At 66.2% G+C, this 19,470-nt stretch carries 18 protein-coding genes and 1 other RNA gene; 7 read left to right on the plus strand and 12 right to left on the minus strand.

Translation table 11 applies throughout. The features are described from left to right. On the plus strand, nucleotides 1-485 hold a 485-nt coding region (locus tag ABD050_RS01860; protein WP_343887430.1), incomplete at its 5' end, for a hypothetical protein. A 168-nt stretch (nucleotides 486-653) separates the two neighbouring features. On the opposite strand, the gene ABD050_RS01865 is transcribed toward ABD050_RS01860, so the two are convergent. The 3 genes from ABD050_RS01865 to ABD050_RS01875 all read right to left on the minus strand — a co-directional run bounded on the left by ABD050_RS01865 (nucleotide 654) and on the right by ABD050_RS01875 (nucleotide 4,001). After that, a complete protein-coding gene (locus tag ABD050_RS01865) occupies nucleotides 654-2,078 on the minus strand; it encodes a caspase family protein (RefSeq protein ID WP_343887431.1) in 1,425 nt (474 codons plus the stop codon). A gap of 315 nt (nucleotides 2,079-2,393) precedes the next feature. Continuing rightward, complete coding sequence (locus tag ABD050_RS01870) at nucleotides 2,394-3,323, minus strand: MBL fold metallo-hydrolase (RefSeq protein WP_343887432.1); 930 nt, start codon at nucleotides 3,321-3,323, stop codon at nucleotides 2,394-2,396. Between the two features lie 393 nt (nucleotides 3,324-3,716). After that, nucleotides 3,717-4,001 (minus strand): chorismate mutase, encoded by a 285-nt coding sequence (locus ABD050_RS01875; protein WP_343887433.1) that lies wholly within the window; start codon nucleotides 3,999-4,001, stop codon nucleotides 3,717-3,719. Between the two features lie 105 nt (nucleotides 4,002-4,106). Here ABD050_RS01875 and ABD050_RS01880 point away from each other — a divergent pair, with 105 nt between their 5' ends. Further along, the gene (locus ABD050_RS01880) at nucleotides 4,107-5,120 is read left to right on the plus strand and encodes a polyprenyl synthetase family protein (protein WP_343887434.1); all 1,014 of its coding nucleotides are present in this window, start codon (nucleotides 4,107-4,109) and stop codon (nucleotides 5,118-5,120) included. On the opposite strand, the gene ABD050_RS01885 is transcribed toward ABD050_RS01880, so the two are convergent. Then, a complete protein-coding gene (locus tag ABD050_RS01885; RefSeq protein WP_343887435.1) occupies nucleotides 5,114-6,088 on the minus strand; it encodes a cation diffusion facilitator family transporter in 975 nt (324 codons plus the stop codon). The two genes, ABD050_RS01880 and ABD050_RS01885, sit on opposite strands and share 7 nt — an antisense overlap. 137 nt (nucleotides 6,089-6,225) lie before the next feature. Here ABD050_RS01885 and hrpB point away from each other — a divergent pair, with 137 nt between their 5' ends. Both hrpB and ABD050_RS01895 read left to right on the plus strand, forming a co-directional pair. After that, nucleotides 6,226-8,700 carry an ATP-dependent helicase HrpB gene (hrpB, locus tag ABD050_RS01890; protein ID WP_343887436.1) on the plus strand — a complete coding sequence of 825 codons (2,475 nt, stop codon included), beginning with the start codon at nucleotides 6,226-6,228 and terminating at the stop codon, nucleotides 8,698-8,700. Nucleotides 8,701-8,726: 26 nt separating this feature from the next. Beyond that, entirely contained in the window at nucleotides 8,727-9,008 is a 282-nt protein-coding gene (locus tag ABD050_RS01895; protein ID WP_343887437.1) for an ETC complex I subunit, read from the plus strand. A 227-nt stretch (nucleotides 9,009-9,235) separates the two neighbouring features. Here the strand turns inward: ABD050_RS01895 and ABD050_RS01900 are convergent, their stop codons facing one another. From ABD050_RS01900 to ABD050_RS01915, 4 genes are all read right to left on the minus strand, one after another. Next, on the minus strand, nucleotides 9,236-9,754 hold the full coding sequence (locus ABD050_RS01900; RefSeq protein ID WP_343887438.1) for an NUDIX hydrolase: 519 nt from the start codon (nucleotides 9,752-9,754) through the stop codon (nucleotides 9,236-9,238). Beyond that, nucleotides 9,751-10,431, minus strand: a complete 681-nt coding sequence (locus ABD050_RS01905; protein WP_343887439.1) for a TPM domain-containing protein — start codon at nucleotides 10,429-10,431, stop codon at nucleotides 9,751-9,753. The genes ABD050_RS01900 and ABD050_RS01905 overlap by 4 nt, the downstream gene beginning before the upstream one ends. Beyond that, nucleotides 10,431-11,216, minus strand: coding sequence for a TPM domain-containing protein (locus ABD050_RS01910; protein ID WP_343887440.1), 786 nt, complete (start codon nucleotides 11,214-11,216; stop codon nucleotides 10,431-10,433). The genes ABD050_RS01905 and ABD050_RS01910 overlap by 1 nt, the downstream gene beginning before the upstream one ends. A gap of 117 nt (nucleotides 11,217-11,333) precedes the next feature. Then, the gene (locus ABD050_RS01915; protein ID WP_343887441.1) at nucleotides 11,334-11,927 is read right to left on the minus strand and encodes a LemA family protein; all 594 of its coding nucleotides are present in this window, start codon (nucleotides 11,925-11,927) and stop codon (nucleotides 11,334-11,336) included. Between the two features lie 81 nt (nucleotides 11,928-12,008). Between ABD050_RS01915 and mscL the strand changes: the two genes are divergently transcribed. Beyond that, nucleotides 12,009-12,446, plus strand: coding sequence for a large conductance mechanosensitive channel protein MscL (gene mscL / locus ABD050_RS01920; RefSeq protein ID WP_343887442.1), 438 nt, complete (start codon nucleotides 12,009-12,011; stop codon nucleotides 12,444-12,446). Here mscL and ABD050_RS01925 read toward each other — a convergent pair whose 3' ends face one another. Further along, nucleotides 12,447-12,878 (minus strand): RrF2 family transcriptional regulator, encoded by a 432-nt coding sequence (locus ABD050_RS01925; RefSeq protein WP_343887443.1) that lies wholly within the window; start codon nucleotides 12,876-12,878, stop codon nucleotides 12,447-12,449. A 41-nt stretch (nucleotides 12,879-12,919) separates the two neighbouring features. Here ABD050_RS01925 and ssrA point away from each other — a divergent pair. Further along, nucleotides 12,920-13,266, plus strand: a transfer-messenger RNA (tmRNA) gene (gene ssrA, locus ABD050_RS01930). A gap of 197 nt (nucleotides 13,267-13,463) precedes the next feature. Here ssrA and ABD050_RS01935 read toward each other — a convergent pair. From ABD050_RS01935 to ABD050_RS01945, 3 genes are all read right to left on the minus strand, one after another. Continuing rightward, on the minus strand, nucleotides 13,464-14,597 hold the full coding sequence (locus ABD050_RS01935; RefSeq protein WP_343887444.1) for an SO2930 family diheme c-type cytochrome: 1,134 nt from the start codon (nucleotides 14,595-14,597) through the stop codon (nucleotides 13,464-13,466). Then, nucleotides 14,594-15,790, minus strand: a complete 1,197-nt coding sequence (locus ABD050_RS01940) for a parallel beta-helix domain-containing protein (protein ID WP_343887445.1) — start codon at nucleotides 15,788-15,790, stop codon at nucleotides 14,594-14,596. Before ABD050_RS01940 ends, ABD050_RS01935 begins: the two co-directional genes overlap by 4 nt. Before the next feature lie 237 nt (nucleotides 15,791-16,027). Then, nucleotides 16,028-18,328, minus strand: a complete 2,301-nt coding sequence (locus tag ABD050_RS01945; RefSeq protein ID WP_343887446.1) for a TonB-dependent receptor — start codon at nucleotides 18,326-18,328, stop codon at nucleotides 16,028-16,030. Between the two features lie 78 nt (nucleotides 18,329-18,406). On the opposite strand from ABD050_RS01945, the gene ABD050_RS01950 reads away from it, so the two are divergent. Further along, nucleotides 18,407-19,465, plus strand: coding sequence for a winged helix-turn-helix domain-containing protein (locus ABD050_RS01950; protein ID WP_343887447.1), 1,059 nt, complete (start codon nucleotides 18,407-18,409; stop codon nucleotides 19,463-19,465). The last annotated feature ends 5 nt before the right edge of the window (nucleotides 19,466-19,470 follow it).

A 19,470-nucleotide genomic window follows, 5' to 3' on the forward strand; every position in this document is an offset into this window, starting at 1 on the left:
ATCGTCGCGATCGTCGGACTCTCATCCTGATCGTCGCTAGACTCTCATCCAGATCGTCGCGCTACACTCTGCCGAAGCGTCAGTCGCTCCGCTACCGCCAGAAGCAGTTTAAGCTCCTGCCGTTCCTTCTCTGGATCGACCCGAAGCAAATCGGTCTCAAGACGACCTCCGAAGTCGATCGCATAGTTGGTAAGCTCCATGAGCGCCCGACCAACCTCTCCAGCCGCACGCTGCCGTTCTGCACGGGGCAGCCACATCGCAGCCACGACTGCGAACAAGGTGGCTATCGCGCTCAGCGCACCAGTGATCACCTGCGCCCACTCCGGGGTAATGTGGTTCATCAGTCGAAAATTCCTGGATTACGGGTGCAGTCCACCTCCCGAATTGACCGAATTGACGGTGTTCCGAAGGTGGGGATCAGCCTTCTTAGGCGCAACCGAAGTTACGGTGACACGTGCAATAACCTCTCAATTGATCGCTCATAATCACATGAGAGAAAAGGGGTTATTGCACGTGTCACCGTAATGCGCTGTGCGTCGAAAGTACTTAAAGTTCGAATGTTTCGCCGGTTTCCGGGAGGCCGACTTTTTCAACACAGTCCACCCAATCGTGGCCGTTTGACGCGATTATGTGTACGCTTGCGCGCGTCGCTCTCACTCCTTGGCAAGCCGAGCGGCCGTTTCTTCGATGTGCTTGCGTGCAGCATTCTCCAGCGCGACGCACACCTTTTCGATGATACCATCGGGCTCCTCATCCCATCCGAGCTTGTACCAACGTCGAACTAGCTCGCTACCGTCTTGAGCAAATCTGTCCCAGTCCGTGCGGAGGTGCTGCGTCAAGATTTCGAAAATATAGCATTGGTCCAAGCTCGGTGCGCAACTGAGAACCAGCACCAATCGCTGGAGCGTACGAAAACGCGGCGTCAAGTTGAGTCGGAGCTGCGCCCTAGTCAGCGTACAATTCAGTTCTAGAGAATAGTGCTCTGTACCCATCCATTCTGGGCTGAGTGCAACCATTGAATGCGCGATTAGGCCAAAGGCGTCCGATTTGGTTTTAGCCTTCGGAATCTCGGCCGTCACTAGCCGGTCGGGTCGTGTTTCACGCGCCAAGACTCGGATTATGAGATCGCGAGCAGTTACCTCTTGGTACGTTGCGTGTTCTACCTTGTCGACCTCGAAGAACTCGCCAAACTCTCCGTTATTAAAACGGGCCAGAACGCCGTCGAACAACTCGTCGATCAAGAGTTTCACGCGTTCTGGATTGCCCAACCGCCCTTCCGCCGCCAACAGAAGTTTCTTTGCGCTGAGTGGCTCAGTGACTGCGAGCGCGCTTTCAGCCCCGTGCTCGCCTTGGTCGAACCCGCTCCAGCGAGTCGTTAGCAACTCCCGAAACTCGGCCAGCTTCGTCGCGTCGTCGACCAACAACTCACGACCCGTACTCTGGGAGACAAAAAACGGTGTCTGCTCGTCGTTCCCTAGATAGTCATCACGTAACGTATTGAAGATATCTGTGAAGTAGATGGGGCCCGATGTCTTCCGGACGCTCGCATCACAGAAGGCACGCGTAAAGACGCTGAGTGGCTCACCGGCGAGCGAAGTTTGGCTGTCCAAAGACGATGAGAACTGCAGAACGTGCCGGAATCCGTCTTTCGGGATGGCCAATTGTGGGAGATTCCCTTTGACCAAGAGAGTACCGGAGAAACAAGCGTCAACCACTTTAACCAAAAGGTCAGGGTTGACTGCACGAAGCAGGTTGTGAAGCTCGGCGTTTGAAACTCCGGTCTCATTAGGGCGAGCGTCGTCGAACTGGGTGCCGCAATAATAGAATTCTGTACCAATCTGGGTGCCGTGTCCGGAGAAGTAAAAAAACACCTCATCGTGCGTGTCATCGGCCGATATGGCCGTGCGGACCGCTTCACGCATCCCATCTGCGTCTAAATCCGTTAATGCATGAATTGCCGAGTAGCGACCGGTCGCTTCAACCAGCGCTTTCATGGCTGCCACGTCTTCAATGCAACAAGGCAAGCTATCTTGCCGACTGTAAGTGGCGTTCCCAACGAGAATAGCAGTCGACGCCATCTGGACCTCCGTTGCTGAAGCCGTCCGGCTCAGCCTTAATTCTCCTGCTTAGCAATGATTCCCTTGTCGGGTACAGCTGGTGGGCTAGCTGTTGGCATGGATGACAGCCGCTTCCTAGGCCCTGAGCCCAAGAGGCGCCCGACAGCAATCAGGTCGCACGAGTATATAGTTCCCTTGCTGGACGTTGTTCGACGCCGCCCCTTTATCCCCACCGCTCCGTCATACCCCCCCGCCTTTGGTGACGCGAGACCCCTCACCTCAGCGCCCGAACCCGAAAAATGCACCAGCGATTGCCGCGGCGCCCCGACAGGCCGGTCAATCCCGAAAGCCCGGCACCAGCAGCCCGCTGCGCTCGAACGCGGCCGTCGCCACCGCATCATGCCCCGGCACCAGCGCGATCCGCGGCTCGGCCGCTGCCAGGCGGTGAAGCGCCATCGTCTGCAGCATCACGGCCCGGCGATCGTCGTGCGTCATGAAATCCGTCACCAGCCTCGACCGGATCCGCTCGAGGCGGACATTGTCAGCCTCCGACGCGACATCGCCCATGAACAGATATTCCTGGCCGTCGGCGCGCTGGACATAGACCATCTGCGAGCCCGGCGTGTGGCCCGGCGCCCGGATCAGCACCACGCCGGGGGCGATCGCGATCATCCCCTGATAGTCGAGCGGCCTGAAGCCGGCGCGGCTGCCCTTCGGCCAGGCGAGCGGCGCGCTTCGCCCGGACTCGGCGAACTGTTCGGGGTTGAGGATGGTGTGCGGCAGGAGGCGCGGCAGATGCGGGCTGGCGAGCAGGCCGCCGATATGATCGGCATGTTCGTGCGTCACGACGATGCGCATCGCGCCGTCGAGCGCCGCCTGCACGCGCCGGTAGGCTGCGTCGTCAAACCGGTCGACCTTGTCCGCCGCTGCGGTCTTCGGATCGAAGCCCGTATCGATGATGATAGAGCCTGTCGGAAAGACGAGGCGATAGCTGTTGCGGACCAGGTCGATCTTCGCCCAGCCGGTCCCGGCGACCATCGCGATGCCGGGCTTCCAGCTGTGCGAGACCGTCTCGACCTGGATGAGGCGCGCCTTGTCACCGGGGATTCGCGCCGCCTCGGCGCGGATTGCGGCGATATCGAGCGGGAAGCTGCCTGTCGGTGGCAGGCGATTGTCGTAGAACAGCCAGTAGACCGCCGCAGCGAGAATCAGGACGATAGCGAGCAGGCCCTTGGCGAGTCTTGCAGGCCATTTCCCCGCGCGCATTCCAGTCTCCTGAATCAGAAGGTCGTCCCATTATGTATCGTCACCCCGGACTTGTTCCCATAAGCGCTAAGGTAAGCGGCTATATCGCTGTAACGCGTCCATTTTAGATACGAATCTGTTTCCAAATCGTCATGCCGGACTTGTTCCGGCATCCACTGAGCCGGCGTCTCGACCAGTCGAAACGTGGAGAATGTGGCCCGGTGGATCCCGGAACAAGTCCGGGATGACGGTAGGATATTGAGATAACGCGATCTTTCCTTAACTTAGCGCCTATGGGAACAAGCCCGGCATGACGGAAATAGAATCGGGCCGAACGACCTTCTGGTTCACTACGCTGGATTCTTCGTGGTCGCGTGCTTGTCTGCGAATAGCTTTCACCTGTTCGCGGCACGCTCATCCCCCGCCCTGCAGCTGCTCATGGTGGCGGATGACCTCGTCGATGATGAAGCGCAGGAATTTCTCGCTGAACTCGGGATCCAGATTCGCATCCCGGGCCAGCCCGCGCAGCCGGGCGATCTGGGCTTCCTCGCGGCCGGGATCGGCGGCGGGCAGGCCGCTTGTCGCCTTGTAGCGGCCGACCGCCTGGGTGACCTTGAAGCGCTCGGCGAGCAGGAACACCAGGGCCGCGTCGATATTGTCGATGCTCTGGCGATAGCCGCTGAGCGTTTCGTCGGTCACCTGTGTCTTCCTTGCCAGTTTCGCGAACCTTTTGCGTGCCCGAAACGACCCGCGCAACCCCGAAGGCTTGCCTTTGTCCGGCTCTGCGGCCACATCGCGCGGGACATGAGTGCAACCATCCACCGCCTCGACGCACGGCCCCAGCCCTCGCTCGACTCGATGGTCAAGCTGGTCGCGGGCGATCTCAATCTCGTCAACGCAGTGATCCTCGATCGCATGCAGTCCGAGATTCCGCTGATTCCCGAACTGGCCGGCCATCTGATCGCCGGCGGCGGGAAGCGAATGCGGCCGATGCTGACCCTCGCGAGCGCAAGGCTGCTCGATTATACGGGCGCGCGGCACCACCGGCTCGCCGCTTCAGTCGAGTTCATCCATACCGCCACCCTGCTCCACGACGATGTCGTCGACGGATCTGACCTCAGGCGCGGGAAGCGCACCGCCAACCTGATCTGGGGCAATCCGGCAAGCGTGCTGGTCGGCGATTTCCTGTTCAGCCGCGCCTTCGAACTGATGGTCGAGGATGGCAGCCTCAAGGTCCTCAAGATCCTGTCGGGCGCCAGCGCGATCATCGCCGAGGGCGAAGTCAACCAGCTCACCGCCGCGCGGCGGATCGATATCGGCGAGGAACGCTATCTCGACATCATCGGCGCGAAGACGGCGGCGTTGTTCGCCGCCGCCTGCCGGATCGCCGCGGTGGTGGCGGAGCGGCCCGAGGCCGAGGAAGCCGCGCTCGATGCCTATGGCCGCAACCTCGGCATCGCCTTCCAGCTCGTCGACGATGCGATCGACTATATCTCGGACGCCGGCACGATGGGCAAGGATGCCGGCGACGATTTCCGCGAGGGCAAGTCGACGCTTCCCGTCATCCTCGCTTATGCGCGCGGCAATCCGGACGACCGGGTCTTCTGGAAAGCCGCGATCGAGGGCCACCGCTCGCGCGACGAGGATTTCGAGCACGCCATCGCGCTGGTCCGCTCGACCCGGGCGGTCGACGATACGCTTGCCCGCGCCCGCCACTATGGCCAGCGCGCCATCGATGCGCTCGGCAGCTTCGGCCCCGGCAAGGCCAAGGACGCGATGGTCGAGGCAGTCGAGTTCGCGGTCGCCCGCGCCTATTGAGGCACGCGTCCTTCGGGACAGTTTTCGCCGAGGATCTCCACCTGGATCGTCGCGTGGCCAATGCCGAACTTCTTCTTCAGCATCGCGCGCGCTTCCTCGAGGAAGACGTCGCCGGGATGCCCCTTGGGCATCACGAGATGCGCGGTGAGCACGGTTTCAGTCGTGCTCATCGGCCAGATATGGACATGGTGGACACGGGCGACACCGGGCAGCAGGCGCAACTCGATCCACACCTTGTCGTAGTCGATGCCGCGCGGCACCGCATCAAGCGACATCTCGACCGATTCGCGCAGCAGCCCCCAGGTCTGGCCGAAGATCAGCACCGCGATCGCGATGCTGACGACCGGATCGATCCAGGCGTTGCCAGTCCACAGGATGATGAGGCCGGCGATCACGACGCCGGCCGACACGGCCGCGTCGGCCGCCATATGAAGGAAGGCGCCACGGACATTGATGTCGCCCTTGCGGCCGCGCGCGAACAGCAGCGCTGTCGCGAGGTTCACGACGATGCCGACCGCAGCGACGATCGAGACGGTCTCGCCCTGAACCGGCGCCGGCGCGGCAAGGCGCTGCGCGGCCTCGAGGACGATCGCCCCGAGCGCGACCAGCAGCAGCAGCGCATTGCTGAGCGCGGCGAGGATCGTCGTGCCCTTCAGCCCATAAGTGAATCGCTTGGTCGGCGCCCTTTTGGTGAGCGCCACGGCGCCCCAGGCTACAGCGAGCCCAAGCACGTCGGAGAGATTATGCCCGGCGTCCGCCAGCAGCGCGACCGAGTGCGCGACGAAGCCGAAGCCCGCCTCGATGATGACGAAGCCCAGATTGAGGGCGATGCCGATCGCGAAGGCGCGCTCGAACCCGGCCTCGGTGGGCGCGTGGGAATGGCCATGGGAGGAATGGCCATGCCCATGGTGATCATGGCCAGCCTCATGGGCGTGCGAATGGCCGTGATGATGGCTGTGAGCGGCCACGCGATTCTCCGTTTGTTGGCAACGCGTACCATCGCTCGCCCGGGTGATGCTAGGACATGGATGAAATTGGCGGGTTACAGGTGGTGTGAAGGCGATTTGGGGCATAGGCAGGCCCTCATGACCGGCCAGGCTATCGAATGACGCCGCTCCCTATTCACGCGGTTCTGCCCGACCTGCTCGCTGCCTTGCGGGCCGGCCCGAACGCCGTGCTCGTCGCCCCGCCCGGCGCCGGCAAGACGACGGCGGTCGCGCCGGCGCTGCTCGCCGAGCCATGGTGCAATGGCGAGATCCTGCTCCTGTCGCCGCGCCGCCTCGCCGCGCGTGCCGCCGCCGAGCGGATGGCGAGCCAGGCCGGCGAGCCGGTCGGCAAGACCTTCGGCTATGCGACGCGGATGGATTCGAAGCGCTCCGCCGCGACGCGGGTGACGGTGGTGACCGAAGGGATTTTCGTCAACCGGATCCAGGCCGACCCCGAGCTCGCCGGTGTTTCCGCGGTGCTGTTCGACGAGGTGCATGAGCGCAGCCTCGACAGCGATTTCGGGCTTGCGCTCGCGCTCGACGCGCAAGGTGCGCTTCGTCCCGATCTGCGGCTGGTGGCGATGTCGGCGACGCTCGACGGCGCCCGCTTTTCGGCGCTGATGGGCGGCCAATCGGAGGGGGCCCCCGTCATCCAAAGCGAAGGCCGCAGCCATCCGCTTACGCTGCGCCATATCGGCCGCGCCGCCGAAGCGCGGATCGAGGATTCGGTTGCCGCCGCGATCCGGCTTGCGGTGCGTGACGAGCGCGGCGGCGTTCTCGCCTTTCTGCCCGGCGTCGCCGAGATCGAGCGGACCGCCGAGCGGATCGAGGGGCTGGGTGAGGATATCATCCTCCACAAACTCCATGGCAGCCTCGACCCCGCAGCTCAGCGCGCGGCGATCGCGCCCGGTCCGCAGGGCCGGCGGAAGATCGTCCTCGCAACCTCGATCGCCGAAACCAGCCTGACGCTCGACGGAATCAGCGTCGTCGTCGATTCAGGGCTGGCCCGCCGGCCACGCTATGATCGCGCGGCGGGCATGACCCGGCTCGTCACCGAGCGGGCGAGCCAGGCCGCCGTCACCCAGCGGGCGGGGAGAGCGGCGCGGCAGATGCCCGGGATCGCCTATCGGTTGTGGGAAGAGGCGGCGACGGCCGGGCTGCCGCGTTTCGATCCGCCCGAGATAGTGGAGGCGGACCTGTCGGCGCTGACGCTGGATTGTGCGCTCTGGGGCGTCGCCGATCCGCGCATGCTGGCGTGGCTCGATCCGCCGCCGGCGGCGGCGATCGAGGAGGCGCGCGCGCGGCTGACGGCGCTCGAGGCGATCGACGCGGATGGGCGACCGACCGAGCATGGCAAGGCGATCGCCAGGCTGCCGTTGCCGCCCCGGCTCGGCCACATGCTGGTGCGCGCCGGAGAGATGGGGCTGGCGGAGACGGCGGCGGAGGTCGCGGTGCTACTCGGCGAGCGCGGGCTGGGCGGGAATGATGTCGATCTGGAGACGCGGCTGCGGCGCTGGCGGACCGAACGCGGGCCCAGGGCGGAAGGCGGGCGGAAGCTGGCGAAACGCTGGGCCTCGCTCGCTCCCTCTCCCGCTCGCGGGAGGGGAGAAGAAGTTGGCCTCGCCGTCGCCTTGGCCTTTCCCGACCGCATCGCCAGGCGCCGCGATGCCTCGGGCGAGACCTGGGCCTCGGTCGGCGGCCGGGGCTTCAAGCTCGATCCGACCTCCTCACTCGCCCGCAACGAGTGGCTGGCGGTCGCCGAGACTCAGGGCATGGCGGCGGGCGCGCGCATCCTCTCCGCCGCTCCGATCGATCTGGCCACCGTCGAGGCACTGTTCGGCGACCGGATCGAGACTCGCCGCACCGTGACCTTCGATGCGGCAACCGGCGGCATCCAGGCGCTGCGCGAGCGACGGCTCGGCGCGATCCGGCTGTCGAGCGGCCCCGACGCCAATGCCGATGCGGAGGAGATCGCCGCCGCCCTGCTCGCCGCCGTCCAGGCCGGGGGATTGTCGCTTCTCCCCTGGAGCGAGGCCGCCCGCGCCCTGCTCGACCGAATCGCCTTCGTCCGGAGCGCTGGCGTCGCGGTCGAGGAGATCGACGAGGCAGGGCTGCTCGCGCGCGCCGACGAATGGCTGACGCCGCTTCTCTCCGGCAAGCGCCGCCTCGACGCGCTCGACCCGGGCGCGCTTGCCGATGCGCTGCGCGGGGTGATCGGCTGGGATACGCTGCGGACTCTCGATGCGCAGGCGCCGACCTATTTTCATACGCCGGCCGGCAGCAGCCACCCGATCGATTACGCAGCGGAAGGGGGACCCCGCGTCGAGCTCCGCCCCCAGGCATTGTTCGGGCTGGCCGCGCATCCGACGGTCGCGGGCGGCCGGGTGCCGCTGGTGCTCAGCCTCACCTCGCCCGCCGGCAGGCCGATCCAGACGACGCGTGACCTGCCCGGCTTCTGGGCGGGGAGCTGGGCCGCGGTCGCGAAGGAAATGCGCGGCCGCTATCCGCGCCATCCCTGGCCCGACGACCCCGCCGCGGCCGTGCCGACGACGCGGACGAAAAATGCGGATGCGCGGCGCGCGCAACCGCGATAGAGGGTCCGGGAGTTCAAGGAATCGATATGGCAACCGCACGCATTTTCCAGCGCCCCAAGAACGCGATGCAATCGGGCCGCGCCCGCACCGATCGCTGGACGCTCGAATTCGAGCCGGCCGAGCCGAAGCGGCCCGACCCGCTGACCGGCTGGGCCGGATCGGGCGATACCCGCGACCAGATCAGGCTCGGCTTCCCGACAAAGGAGGCGGCGATTGCCTATGCCGAGCGCGAGGGCCTGGCGTTCACCGTGATCGCCGCGCCCGAGCGCAAGCTCAAGCTGCAGAGCTACGCCGACAATTTCCGCTGATCAGCCGAGGGCGTCAAATCATGATCGCCACCCCGTTCGTCCTGAGTAGGGACCGAGTAGCCGAAGGCGTATCGAGGGCCCGTATCGAAGGACAGGTTGTCGCGCGGGGCCTGTCCTTCGATACGCCCTCTCGATACGCCGCTGCGCGGCTACTCGATGGCTACTCAGGACGAACGGATCAGATTTAGCGCTCGGTGCTCTCGCAGAAGGGGCACAATTTCCGCTGATCAGCCGAGGATCGACGGCCCGAGCAGCATCATGATCCGGACATCGATGCCAACGCCTTCGGCGCGCTTCGCCGCAACGAAATCGCCGATTCCGGCAAGCGGCACGCGGTGGACGGTGATATCCTCGTCGGGGAGCCCGCCGCCATCGTTCACCCTGGTCAGGCCGGTCGCGCGGACCAGCGTGAAGCCTTCCGACACCATGCCCGGCGAGGAGTAGAAATAGCCGAGCGGCTCGATGTGATCGGGCCGGTAGCCGGTCTCCTCCTCGAGCTCGCGCGCGGCGGACAGCTCGACCGATTCGCCCTCTTCCTCGTCGCCGACCAGGCCTGCCGGCAGCTCGAGACAACGCTGCCCGAGCGGCACGCGATATTGCTCGACCAGGATGACGTCGCCGTCGTCGATCGCGAGAATCACCGCCGCCTGGATGCCGCGGGCGCGGGTGACATATTCCCAGCTGCCCTGCTTCTTGACGGTAATGAACCGGCCTGCCCAGACCGTGTCGGCGGGGTCGTCGCTCACAATTCGATCAGCCGATCCGGCAGTTCGTTGCGATCGCTCTCGGTCTTGGGGAAATTCTCCGCCAGGATCGTGCCGATGCTGGCGACCGCCGCGGCCATCCCCTGGCCCGGGCGACCCTCGCGCACCTCGTCGATCAGCGCCGCCATCGCCTCGCCCCAGCGCTCGGCCGGCACTGCCTTGTGAATCGCCTCGTCGGCGACGATCTCGGCCATGCGCTCGTCAAGCGACAGGAAGAGCAGGATGCCGACCCGCGCCCCGGTCCGGTGCTCGGCGCCGACCTTGAAATACTGAATCGCCCGCCGCCGTACCCGGCGCGCGCGCGTACTGCGCGGGGTCAGCGCCATGCGGAGCGGCATCCAGGCGAGTGCGTAGCGGACGAGCAGGAAGATGACCGTCTCGACGATCAGCACGCCGAACAGCAGCATGCGCGCATCGAGTGCCCCCCAGCCATTGGAGAACCAGCCGAACTTCGTCTCGAGCGCGCCGGGGCTGATCGCCGCCAGCGCGATCACCGCCAGCGCGGCGGCAAAGGCGTAATGCAGTGCCGCGTCGTGATATTGATCCGATCGCTCGCTGACGATCGTCACGATCTCGCCGTCCGTGTCCCGTTCGGCAGCTGTTACCGCCGCGGAGATGAGCGCGTGATCCTCTGACGTGAGAGTCGTAATCCGTACCATCACCAGCCCCCCGAAGCGCCGCCGCCCCCGAACGAGCCGCCACCGCCCGAGAAACCGCCGCCACCACCGCCGCCGCTTCCCCAGCCACTGCCCCAGCCGCTGCCGAGCCCGGACCCCCAGAGCGTCACCGGCGCGATCCCGCCACGATATCGGCGCCCGCTGGTGCCGCGCCGGAAGCGCGACAGGACGACGAAAGCGATCACGATGATCCAGAAGATGACCACGAAGGGTATGCCGCTCGCGCTCGATTGGCTCCGCTTGGGGGTGGCGGCCAGCTTGGCGGCGCGGGCCTCGCCGGCTTCGAGCGGCAGCTTCATCTGGTCGGCGATCGCATTGGCACCGGCAATGATGCCGCCCGGCATGTCGCCCGCCTTGAATTTGGGCAGGATCGTCTCGTTGATGATCACGCTGGACAGCGCGTCCGTCATGATCGGTTCGAGGCCGTAGCCGACCTCGATCCGGACTTTACGCTCCTTGGGCGCGACGATCAGGATGATGCCGTTGTTCGCGCCGCCCTGTCCGATCTTCCAGGCCCGGCCGAGCTGATAGCCATAATCCTCGATCTCATGGCCCTGGAGATCGGGGATGGTCGCAACCACGAACTGCCGGGAGGACGCCTTTTCGATATCCTCGGAGAGCTGCGTGAGCTGCGCGATCTGCGGCGCCGACAGGAGATGCGCGTCGTCGACGACGCGGCCGGTGAGCGGCGGGAAGGTCTGCGCCCCGGCGAACTGCGCGCCGCAGAGCATCAGCGCCGCGGCGAGGACGAAGCGGAGGAAACTCATGCGGCAAGCCTTTCTGGAGGGGATATCTCCCGGATCACGCCATCGACTCCGGCAGCGATGCGGCCGGGGCGGCAGCGCCGCACCCGGCCAGCATCAACAGGAGGGCACATAATCGGATCAGTTGCTGTTCCCGAAATTGACCGTCGGCGCCTTCTCCGCCCCGGGCGTCGTCGCCTCGAACGGAGTCATCGGCTTGGCACCGTAGAAGACCTTCGCGCCGATCGCGTCGGGGAAGGTGCGGATCCGGGTGTTATAGCCCTGGACCGCCGTGTTGTAATCGCGGCGCGCGATCGTGATGCGGTTCTCGGTGCCTTCGAGCTGCGATTGAAGCGCCAGGAAATTGGTGTTCGACTTGAGATCGGGATAGTTTTCGGTGATCGACAGCAGCCGGCCGATGGCGCCGCCCAGCGTGTTCTGGGCGTCCTGATACTGCTTCACCTTGGCGGGATCAGTGAGATCGTTCGCGCTGACCTGGATCGAAGTTGCCTTTGCGCGCGCTTCGGCGACCTCGACATAGACGGTCTTTTCCTGGGCGGCATAGGCCTTCACCGTGCTGACCAGATTGGGGATGAGGTCGGCGCGGCGCTGATATTCGTTCTGCACATCGGCCCAGCGCGCCTTGGCGTTCTCCTCAGCCGTGGGAACGCTGTTGAGGCCGCAGGCGGAGAGCGCGACGGCGGATGTCAGCGCGAAGACGTTACGGTAGTTCATGAACAATCCCTCCAACCCTTGCGCTGCCCTGATACCCGACTAGCGTAGGCACGCGGTAGCAAAATCGGATGGAGGCGAGGCATGTTCAAGGACTTCAAGGCATTCATCGCGCGGGGCAACGTGCTCGACCTCGCCGTCGCAGTGATGATCGGCGCTGCATTCGGCAAGATCGTCTCTTCGCTGACCGATGACATATTGATGCCGATTATCGGCAAGATTTTCGGCGGGCTCGATTTTTCCAGCCATTTCGTCGTGCTCGGCAAGGTGCCCGCGGCGCTGGCCGGATCGACCGACTATGCGGCGCTGAAAAAGGCCGGCGTCTCGGTGTTCGGCTATGGCGCGTTCATCACCCAGGTGGTCAATTTCCTCATCCTCGCCTTCATCATCTTCCTGATCGTGCGGGCCGCGACGAAGCTGATGACGAAGCCAGAGGTCGCTCCCGCGGAGCCGGCGGCCGAGCCGGCCGATGTCGCGCTGCTGCGCGAGATTCGGGACGAGCTGCGCAAACGCGCGGCCTGATCAGGCTGCGGCGAGATCCCGCGCGTTGGCGTCGGCGAGGCTGGTGCCGTCGAGGATTCGGGCGGTCTCGTCGCGGACGCGCATCATTGCGTGGCGAATCGCGCAGGTCGCCTCGTCCTTGCAGTCGCGGCACGCCCGGTAAGCAGTACGGCTGACGCACGGCACGAGCGCGAGCGGCCCTTCGATCACCCGGATGATCTCGCCGAGCGAGATCAGGTGAGTCGGGCGCGAGAGGCAATAGCCCCCCATCTTGCCGCGATGGCTGTGGAGGAAACCGGCTTCGCGCAGATCAGCGAGGATCAACTCGAGGAACTTGCGCGGCACGTTCGCCTCGGCCGCGATCCTGTTCATCGGGATCGGGGGGCCGCCTGCGGGTGCTTCTGCCAGGAACATCATCGCGCGGAGCGCGTAGCGGGAACGCTGGGTCAACATAACGCACCCGATATGGGCTTATATTGTGGCGAGTGAAAGGCGGGCTTTTCATTAAGTTCGCAGTGCCTATATTAGGCGTGCCGCCGGTTCGCCGTCGGCTATGGTGATAAATTGCGGCGTGCAATAGATGCAGCGGACCCGGGGGCAGTACCCGGCGACTCCACCACAACCGGCCCTCACGGACCGGTCATGACGGGGTCGAACCAGGATCGACGTGTATTGAAAAGCGCTGTTTTTGCCCGGGCTGAGTAACCTGTAAAAGGCTCAAAACCACAAGTGCTAACGACAACGAAGCACTCGCGATTGCCGCGTAAACCGGACCTAACGGTCTAGTTTACTAAGGACGAAAGCGCGGTCCGGGCCGCACCGGGCAACAGAAGCGGATTCCAGCGGTACGGGGGGCACCGGGCAACAGAAGCCCCCCACTACGGGCCGATCGAGGTTTCGCCCATGCCGGGCTGCAAATCGCGCGCCACTGCGCTTCGGTGCTCACGTGCCGTAAGCACGCTGCGCTCCGATGCTCGTATCTCACGATTTTCGCCTCGGCCTGGACGAAACCTCGACCGGCCCTTCCTCACATTGTCATCATCGATACGGCTGACTCCCATTCGGCTTCATGCCGGCGATCCAGCGGGTCAGCATCGCCAGCGCCTCGTCATGCGCGGTGGCGCGGCCGAGTTCTGGCATGGCGACGCCAGGCTCGGTGCTCACCATGCGGAGCAGGATGATCGAATCCTCGGGGTGACCGGGGTCGATATCGTAGATCCGGTCGCCACTGCCGCGGCCGGCGGCGACCGGGTGTTTGAGGATACCGCGCGCAGTCGGGTCGGGTTCCTTCCAGCCGAAGAACAGGCCCGAGTTGGACGCAGCACCTTCCCGGTTGTGGCAATGGGCGCAGTTGGTTTCGAGATAGGCGGTCGCGCGGTCGGCGAGCGGGGCGGTTGCGTCGTCCCAGCGGGCGAGGCGCGGCGCGTCGGCGGGCGCGCGATCGAGCAGGCCCGCTGCTACCAACGCCTGGAGCTGGACGCCGTCGTTGAAGTTTCGCGCCTTGGGGCCAATCGGGGTGATGACCCCCGCCAGCGCGTGGCAATCCTTGCACTGGTTCTGGTTGGGGACTGAATAGCTGATCGTGCGGCTGCGGCCGGCGGGATCAGCGAAGGTAATGGGGATCCGGGTGCCCGCCCGTTTCAGTACTGCGTCGCTGCCATCGGCGTTCCAGACATAGGGAATGGCGACCCAACCGCTCGCGCGGTGGAGAAGCAGGCGGGTTTCGAGCGGCCTGAAGGTGCCTTGCTGCCGATAGCCGAAGGTCTTGATGAGGGCAGCGCCGATCGGGAGATCGAGGACCTTGTCCGGATCGTACCGCGCGCTCTTGCCGGCGGGAATGTAGAGATAGCGCTGCTTTTCGGCATAGTCGGAAAAGAGCGGGGTGTTGAGGTGATAGGCGGCAACGCGAGGGGCCGGGGTGCGGGTCTTCAGGTCGGTGAAGAGATGGTATTCGGAGAGGGTGGCGGGGTAGCCCTCCGCCGTGATGGCGGCATCGTTGACCTGAGTTGGACGGTCGAGCGCGGCTGTCAGGATGGTGACGCTCGCAAAGGCTGAAACGCACCAGGATAGAATCTTAGCCGGCGAGGGCCGGGGCCCAGTTGTGATGTCCCCCAACTGGGCCGCGGCCTTCGCCGGGGAAGGTTTAAGCAGAAGGGCCCAGAGGAGCTTCACCTTGCCGCTTCCTCCATGCCGGTCGGTAGTATTACCGGAGCCGGTGGCGCGATCGCGGCGCCCTTGGACAGATCAATAACCGCCGGTTTCACGGCTTCCATCGCGGCGCCCTGGGGCAGACCGAGCGAGAGGACCGGCACCTTGTCGGTCACCAGCAACCCAAGCTCCGGCCCGCCGGCACCGTCCCACAGGATCGGCGGGATCGCGCCGCCGAACGCCGCCTTGAGCTGGTCGGCGCCGGGCAGCTGCGGGTCATAGCCGGCGCGGCCATGGCGGTTGCCGGCGACCTCGATGCGGCGCGGATAGGGATTGTAGTGCGCATCAGTGAAGGCGTTGCGGTAGCTGACGACCATCACGTTCGCCGTGGCGTTTCCCGACAGATCATTGTCGGTGACCTGGACGTTCTCGTTGGCCATCACGAGCACGCCGGTGCCGTTGCGGACGCTCGCGACGATATTCCCCTTCGGCGCGAAATTGGGGGTGTCGTTGTCGACCACCTTGTTGCGGAACACGCGGACATCGCCGCCATTGCCGCGCGGCAGATTGGGCAGATCGAACACCAGGATGCCGCCCGTATTGTGGGTGGCGGTGTTGCCGGTGACATCGGCATGGCGGCTGTTCTCGATCTCGATGCCGGCGACATTGCCCGACGCCACCGAATTGCGGACGATGATGTTCTCCGACTGGCCGACATAGATGCCGGCATCCGACGCGCCGCTGACGGTGACGCCGTCGATCAGCACGTCATGGCTCGCGACCGGATAGACCCCATAGGCGCCGTTGGTCGGCTTCGGCCCGCCGGTCCAGGTGACGCGCAGGCCGCGATAGACGATCCGGTTCGCGCCCTTGGACTTGATGCCGTCTCCCTTGGTATCCTCCACCGCGAAATCGCGGAGCACGACATCGTCCGAGGTGACGAGCAGGCCTTCGCCCGCACCGAGCTGGCCCTTGAAGCCGAGGATGGTCTTGTCAGCACCGGCGCCGCGGATCGTGACCTTCGCGACGTCGAGCGAGAGGCCGTCAGTCAGCTCGAATCGGCCGGCGCCGAGCGCGATCACATCGCCGGGCTGCGCCTCGATCAACGCGCCCTGGAGGCGAGACTGGGCGTCAGGGCCGGGAGCGATGGTGACGGTCTTCGCGGCGGCGGGGCCGGCGAGGAGGGCGAGCGCGGCGAATGGCAGGATCTTGTTCATGGGGCCTCTCCGGTTTTTCGCGCAGTGTGGGGTTTTTGCGCGGGGATGCCAAGCCAGTCGCGGGCAGTGGCGGGGAACGTTACTATCTGCGCCGCCCTGGCGACAAATCGCCAATAATGCTTGCGCGAAGCCCGATTTTCGCGACCCGTATCAGCAATGCCTGGTTATACTCGGACAGCGGTAAGATCGGCCCGAGTTTACAAGGGCGGACCGTCGCCCTGAATCGCCGGCCCCGAGTCAGGGGCTGAGGCGGACGCCGATCTTCCAGAGCCGCGGTGTGCCGGGGCTGATCGCGCGCGGGTCGCGGATGCCCGGCGCCTCGGCGAAATCGACGGCGCCGGTCTCGGAGAAGGCGCCGAAGGTCGCGTATCGGCGATCGAACAGATTCTCGACGGCGGCGAACAGCTCGATCCGCGTTGACGGGCGGAGCCCGGCGGAAAGGTCGGCGCGCCAATAGGCGTTCGTCGGGCGGGTCAGGTTGGCCTCGTCGCCGACCGGCCAGCGGCCGCTCGCATATTGGCCCTCCAGCGTCACCCAGGCGCGATCGCCGAACCGGCGGGTCACCGCGGCTTTCAGCCGGTTGCGGGCAATGCCGGGCAGCCGGTCGCCGGGCAGGACCTCGATCAGGCCGTCGGGGCCGGCGGCCGGATTATTGGGGGATTGGGCAGTGAAGCCAGTGCGGAAGCGCGCGTCGGTCAGCACATAGCTCGCCGTCGCCGACCAGTCGCGCGCCGCCAGGCTGGCCTGCGCCTCGATGCCCTGTCGCCTCGTCGCGCCGACATTGCGGAAAAAAGCGCGTCCTACGGTCGCGGCGGCGGTGAACAGGATGTCGTCGGCGTTGGTCGAACGCCACCCGCCGACCCGCCAGCGGAGCGTCGCGCCCCCGAAGGCGCGGCGGCCGCGGACGCCGGCCTCGACGGTCCGCGCCACCACCTGGCGGAGATCGGGATCGGCGACGAAAAAGGCGCTGAGCGAGCAGGGAGCGGCCGGATCGGCGCAGGACAATTCGGCCGGTGTCGGCGCGCGACTGGTTTCGGCATAATCGCCGTAGAGCGCCAGGCCAGAACCTACCCGCCACACCGCGCCGATCGAGGGATTGACCCGCCCATAGCCGTGCCGGCCGTCGAGCGCAGTGCCGGCGCGGTCGTCGAGCCGGACATGCGCGTGATTGTAGCGCAGGGCGATCGTCACATCGACGTCGCGCGCCGGCGACAGCAGGTCGGCGACAAACAGGCCGATATCGTCGCGCCGGGCGACGAGATCGACCGAGCGGATCGGGCCGCCGGCCATGTCGATGACCCCCTGCCCCTTCGCGAAGCCACGGTCGGCGCCGAGCGCGCCGATCGTCGAATCGGCCGAGAAGCGCGTGCGCGCGCCGCTCCAGCCGGCGCCGACGGCGAGATGATTGGCGATGCCGGCGAGCGGCGCGTCCCGTTCCAGCCGCAGCTCGCCGCCATAACCGGTGGTGTCGGTGCGGGTGGCGTTCAGCTGGGCGTAGCGGCCGTCGCCCAGAAAGGCCGGAAATATCTCGCCGCGCGAATCAGTAAGGGGTGAATCGTCGGCACCGTCGAGGCACAGCAAGGCGGCATCGCCGTCACAGGGCCGCGCGTCGGAAAGGTCGCCATTGGCGGTGCGCTGGCGGAGACGATCGAGATGGACTGACGGCTTCAGGCGGAGACCGTCGCCAAGCGCCAGATCGGCCGAGAGGACGACGCGGCCATAATGGTTCGCGGTCCGGTCGGGATAGGTGAAGACCGCATGATAGGCCGAATCGAGCAGCTCGACCGGCGCGGTGCCGTTGCCGGTCAGCGCCGTCTCCGCGCCGAGCAGCCTGAGATCGACCTGGCCCCAACTGCCCTGCCCGCCGATCTGGGCGTAGAGCTGGTGCATCGTCGAGGGCGAGTGATCGCGCCAGCCATCGTCGTGCGCGACGCTTCCCGCGACATAAGCGGAGAGTCCGCCGCGTTCGATTCCCGCCTCGGCTGAGACGGCGCGGCGCCCGAACCGGCCGACCATCGCTTCGCCGCCGACGCCCTGGACGTCGCGGCCGGTTTTCAGGTCGATCGACAGGGCGCCCCCCAGCGCATTGAGGCCGAGCACTGGATTCGCCCCCTGGAGCGAGAGCCGGGCGACAGCGATATCGGGCACGAGATCCCAGTTCATCGTGTCGCCGAAGGGCTGGTTGAAGCGCACGCCGTCGACATAGACGGCCAGCCCCTGGGCATTGCCGCCGAGCGGGCTCGCCTCATAGCCGCGGTAGAGGAGATTGGGCTGGAAGGGATTGCCCTGCGCCTGATTCAGGGTGACGCCGGCCGCCTGGCCGTCAAGCGCGCGCAGCAGATCGGCCACGCCGCCGCTGCGCAGCGCAGCCGCGTCGACCGTCTGGGTCGCGACCGGCAGCCGATCGGGATCGACGGCGAGGCCGGGCAGGCCGCCCGTGGCAGTGACGACGACGTCCGGCGCTGGTTGCCCCCGCTGCGCCGCCGCCGGCGTGGCCACTGCCAGGCCGCCCAGAGCGACCACCCCAATCCAGCGCATCCGCTTCCCCTTTTCGCCTCGCCTTGGACGCGCTGTGGCGCGGCGATCATGAGAATGTCCTGAGAAGAGCGCATTCCGATGGATTTGGCCGATCGGCCGGGTGGCTCTAAGGGCGCGGCGATGACGCTTTCGCTCAACGCCCGGGCCGGCGCCATGACCGGCGTGATCGCCGTGCTGGCGGTCGCGCTGGCGCTGTTGGCGCTGGGCGCGGCGATGCGCCTCGACCGCGCCGTCGAGCAGCTGGTGCTCTCCCAGGGGCAGCTCGACAGCGCGCTTCGCCTGCGCGCGGCGCCCTACCTGCCCGGCAGCGACGCCCCGCGCCTGCTCGACCTTTATGGCGCCCAGATCGAGGCCGAGGACCGGATGGCGTCAACCCCTCGCGACCATGAGCGGCAACGTGGGGAACGCAGCGACCTGGAGCGGTTGCGCCGGATCATGTCGGCGGACCGGGCGAGCCCCGCGCTCGACGCGCTGACCGGCCGCATCGTGGAGCGCGAGCAGGCCGAGACGCTCGACGCCCGCCGGGAGCTGGCGCGCACCGAGCGGATGATCGCCGTGGTCGCCGCGATCATCGCGTTGATCCTGCTGGTCTGTGCAGCGCTGTTCGTCGCCGTCCTGCGGCGCTCGATCCTGCGGCCGATCCGGTTGCTGACCGCCGCGGTCGCCACGCTGCGCGACGGCGGCACCGCGCCAGTGCCGCTCAGCGGCCTGGCGCCCGAATTCGGGCTGCTCGCCGGCGGCTTCAACGCGATGGCGGCGCATATCCGGGCGCAGCACGACCAGCTGCAGGCAATGAACGAAACGCTCGAAGACAGGGTCGCCGCGCGGACGCGCGCACTGGCCGAAGCGATGGGCCTTCGCTTCGACCGCGACATGCGGATGCTGTCGTGCAACGGCAAGGAGATCGCGCTGACCGATCGCGAAGCGGCGCTGCTCGGCTTCCTGCTCGAGCGCAAGGGCAGGACGGTCAGCCGCGCCCAGATTCTCCAGGCGGCCTGGCAGGCGAGCGAGGAGGCGAGCGACAATCTGGTCGACGTCTATGTCGGCTATCTGCGCCGCAAGCTCGGCGCGATCGAGGCGCCCTGGGAAATCGCCACGGTGCGCGGCGCGGGCTTCGTGCTGCGGGAGCGGCGATAGCGGCG

This window comes from Sphingomonas oligophenolica (genome assembly GCF_039522915.1).
GTDB lineage: Bacteria > Pseudomonadota > Alphaproteobacteria > Sphingomonadales > Sphingomonadaceae > Sphingomonas > Sphingomonas oligophenolica.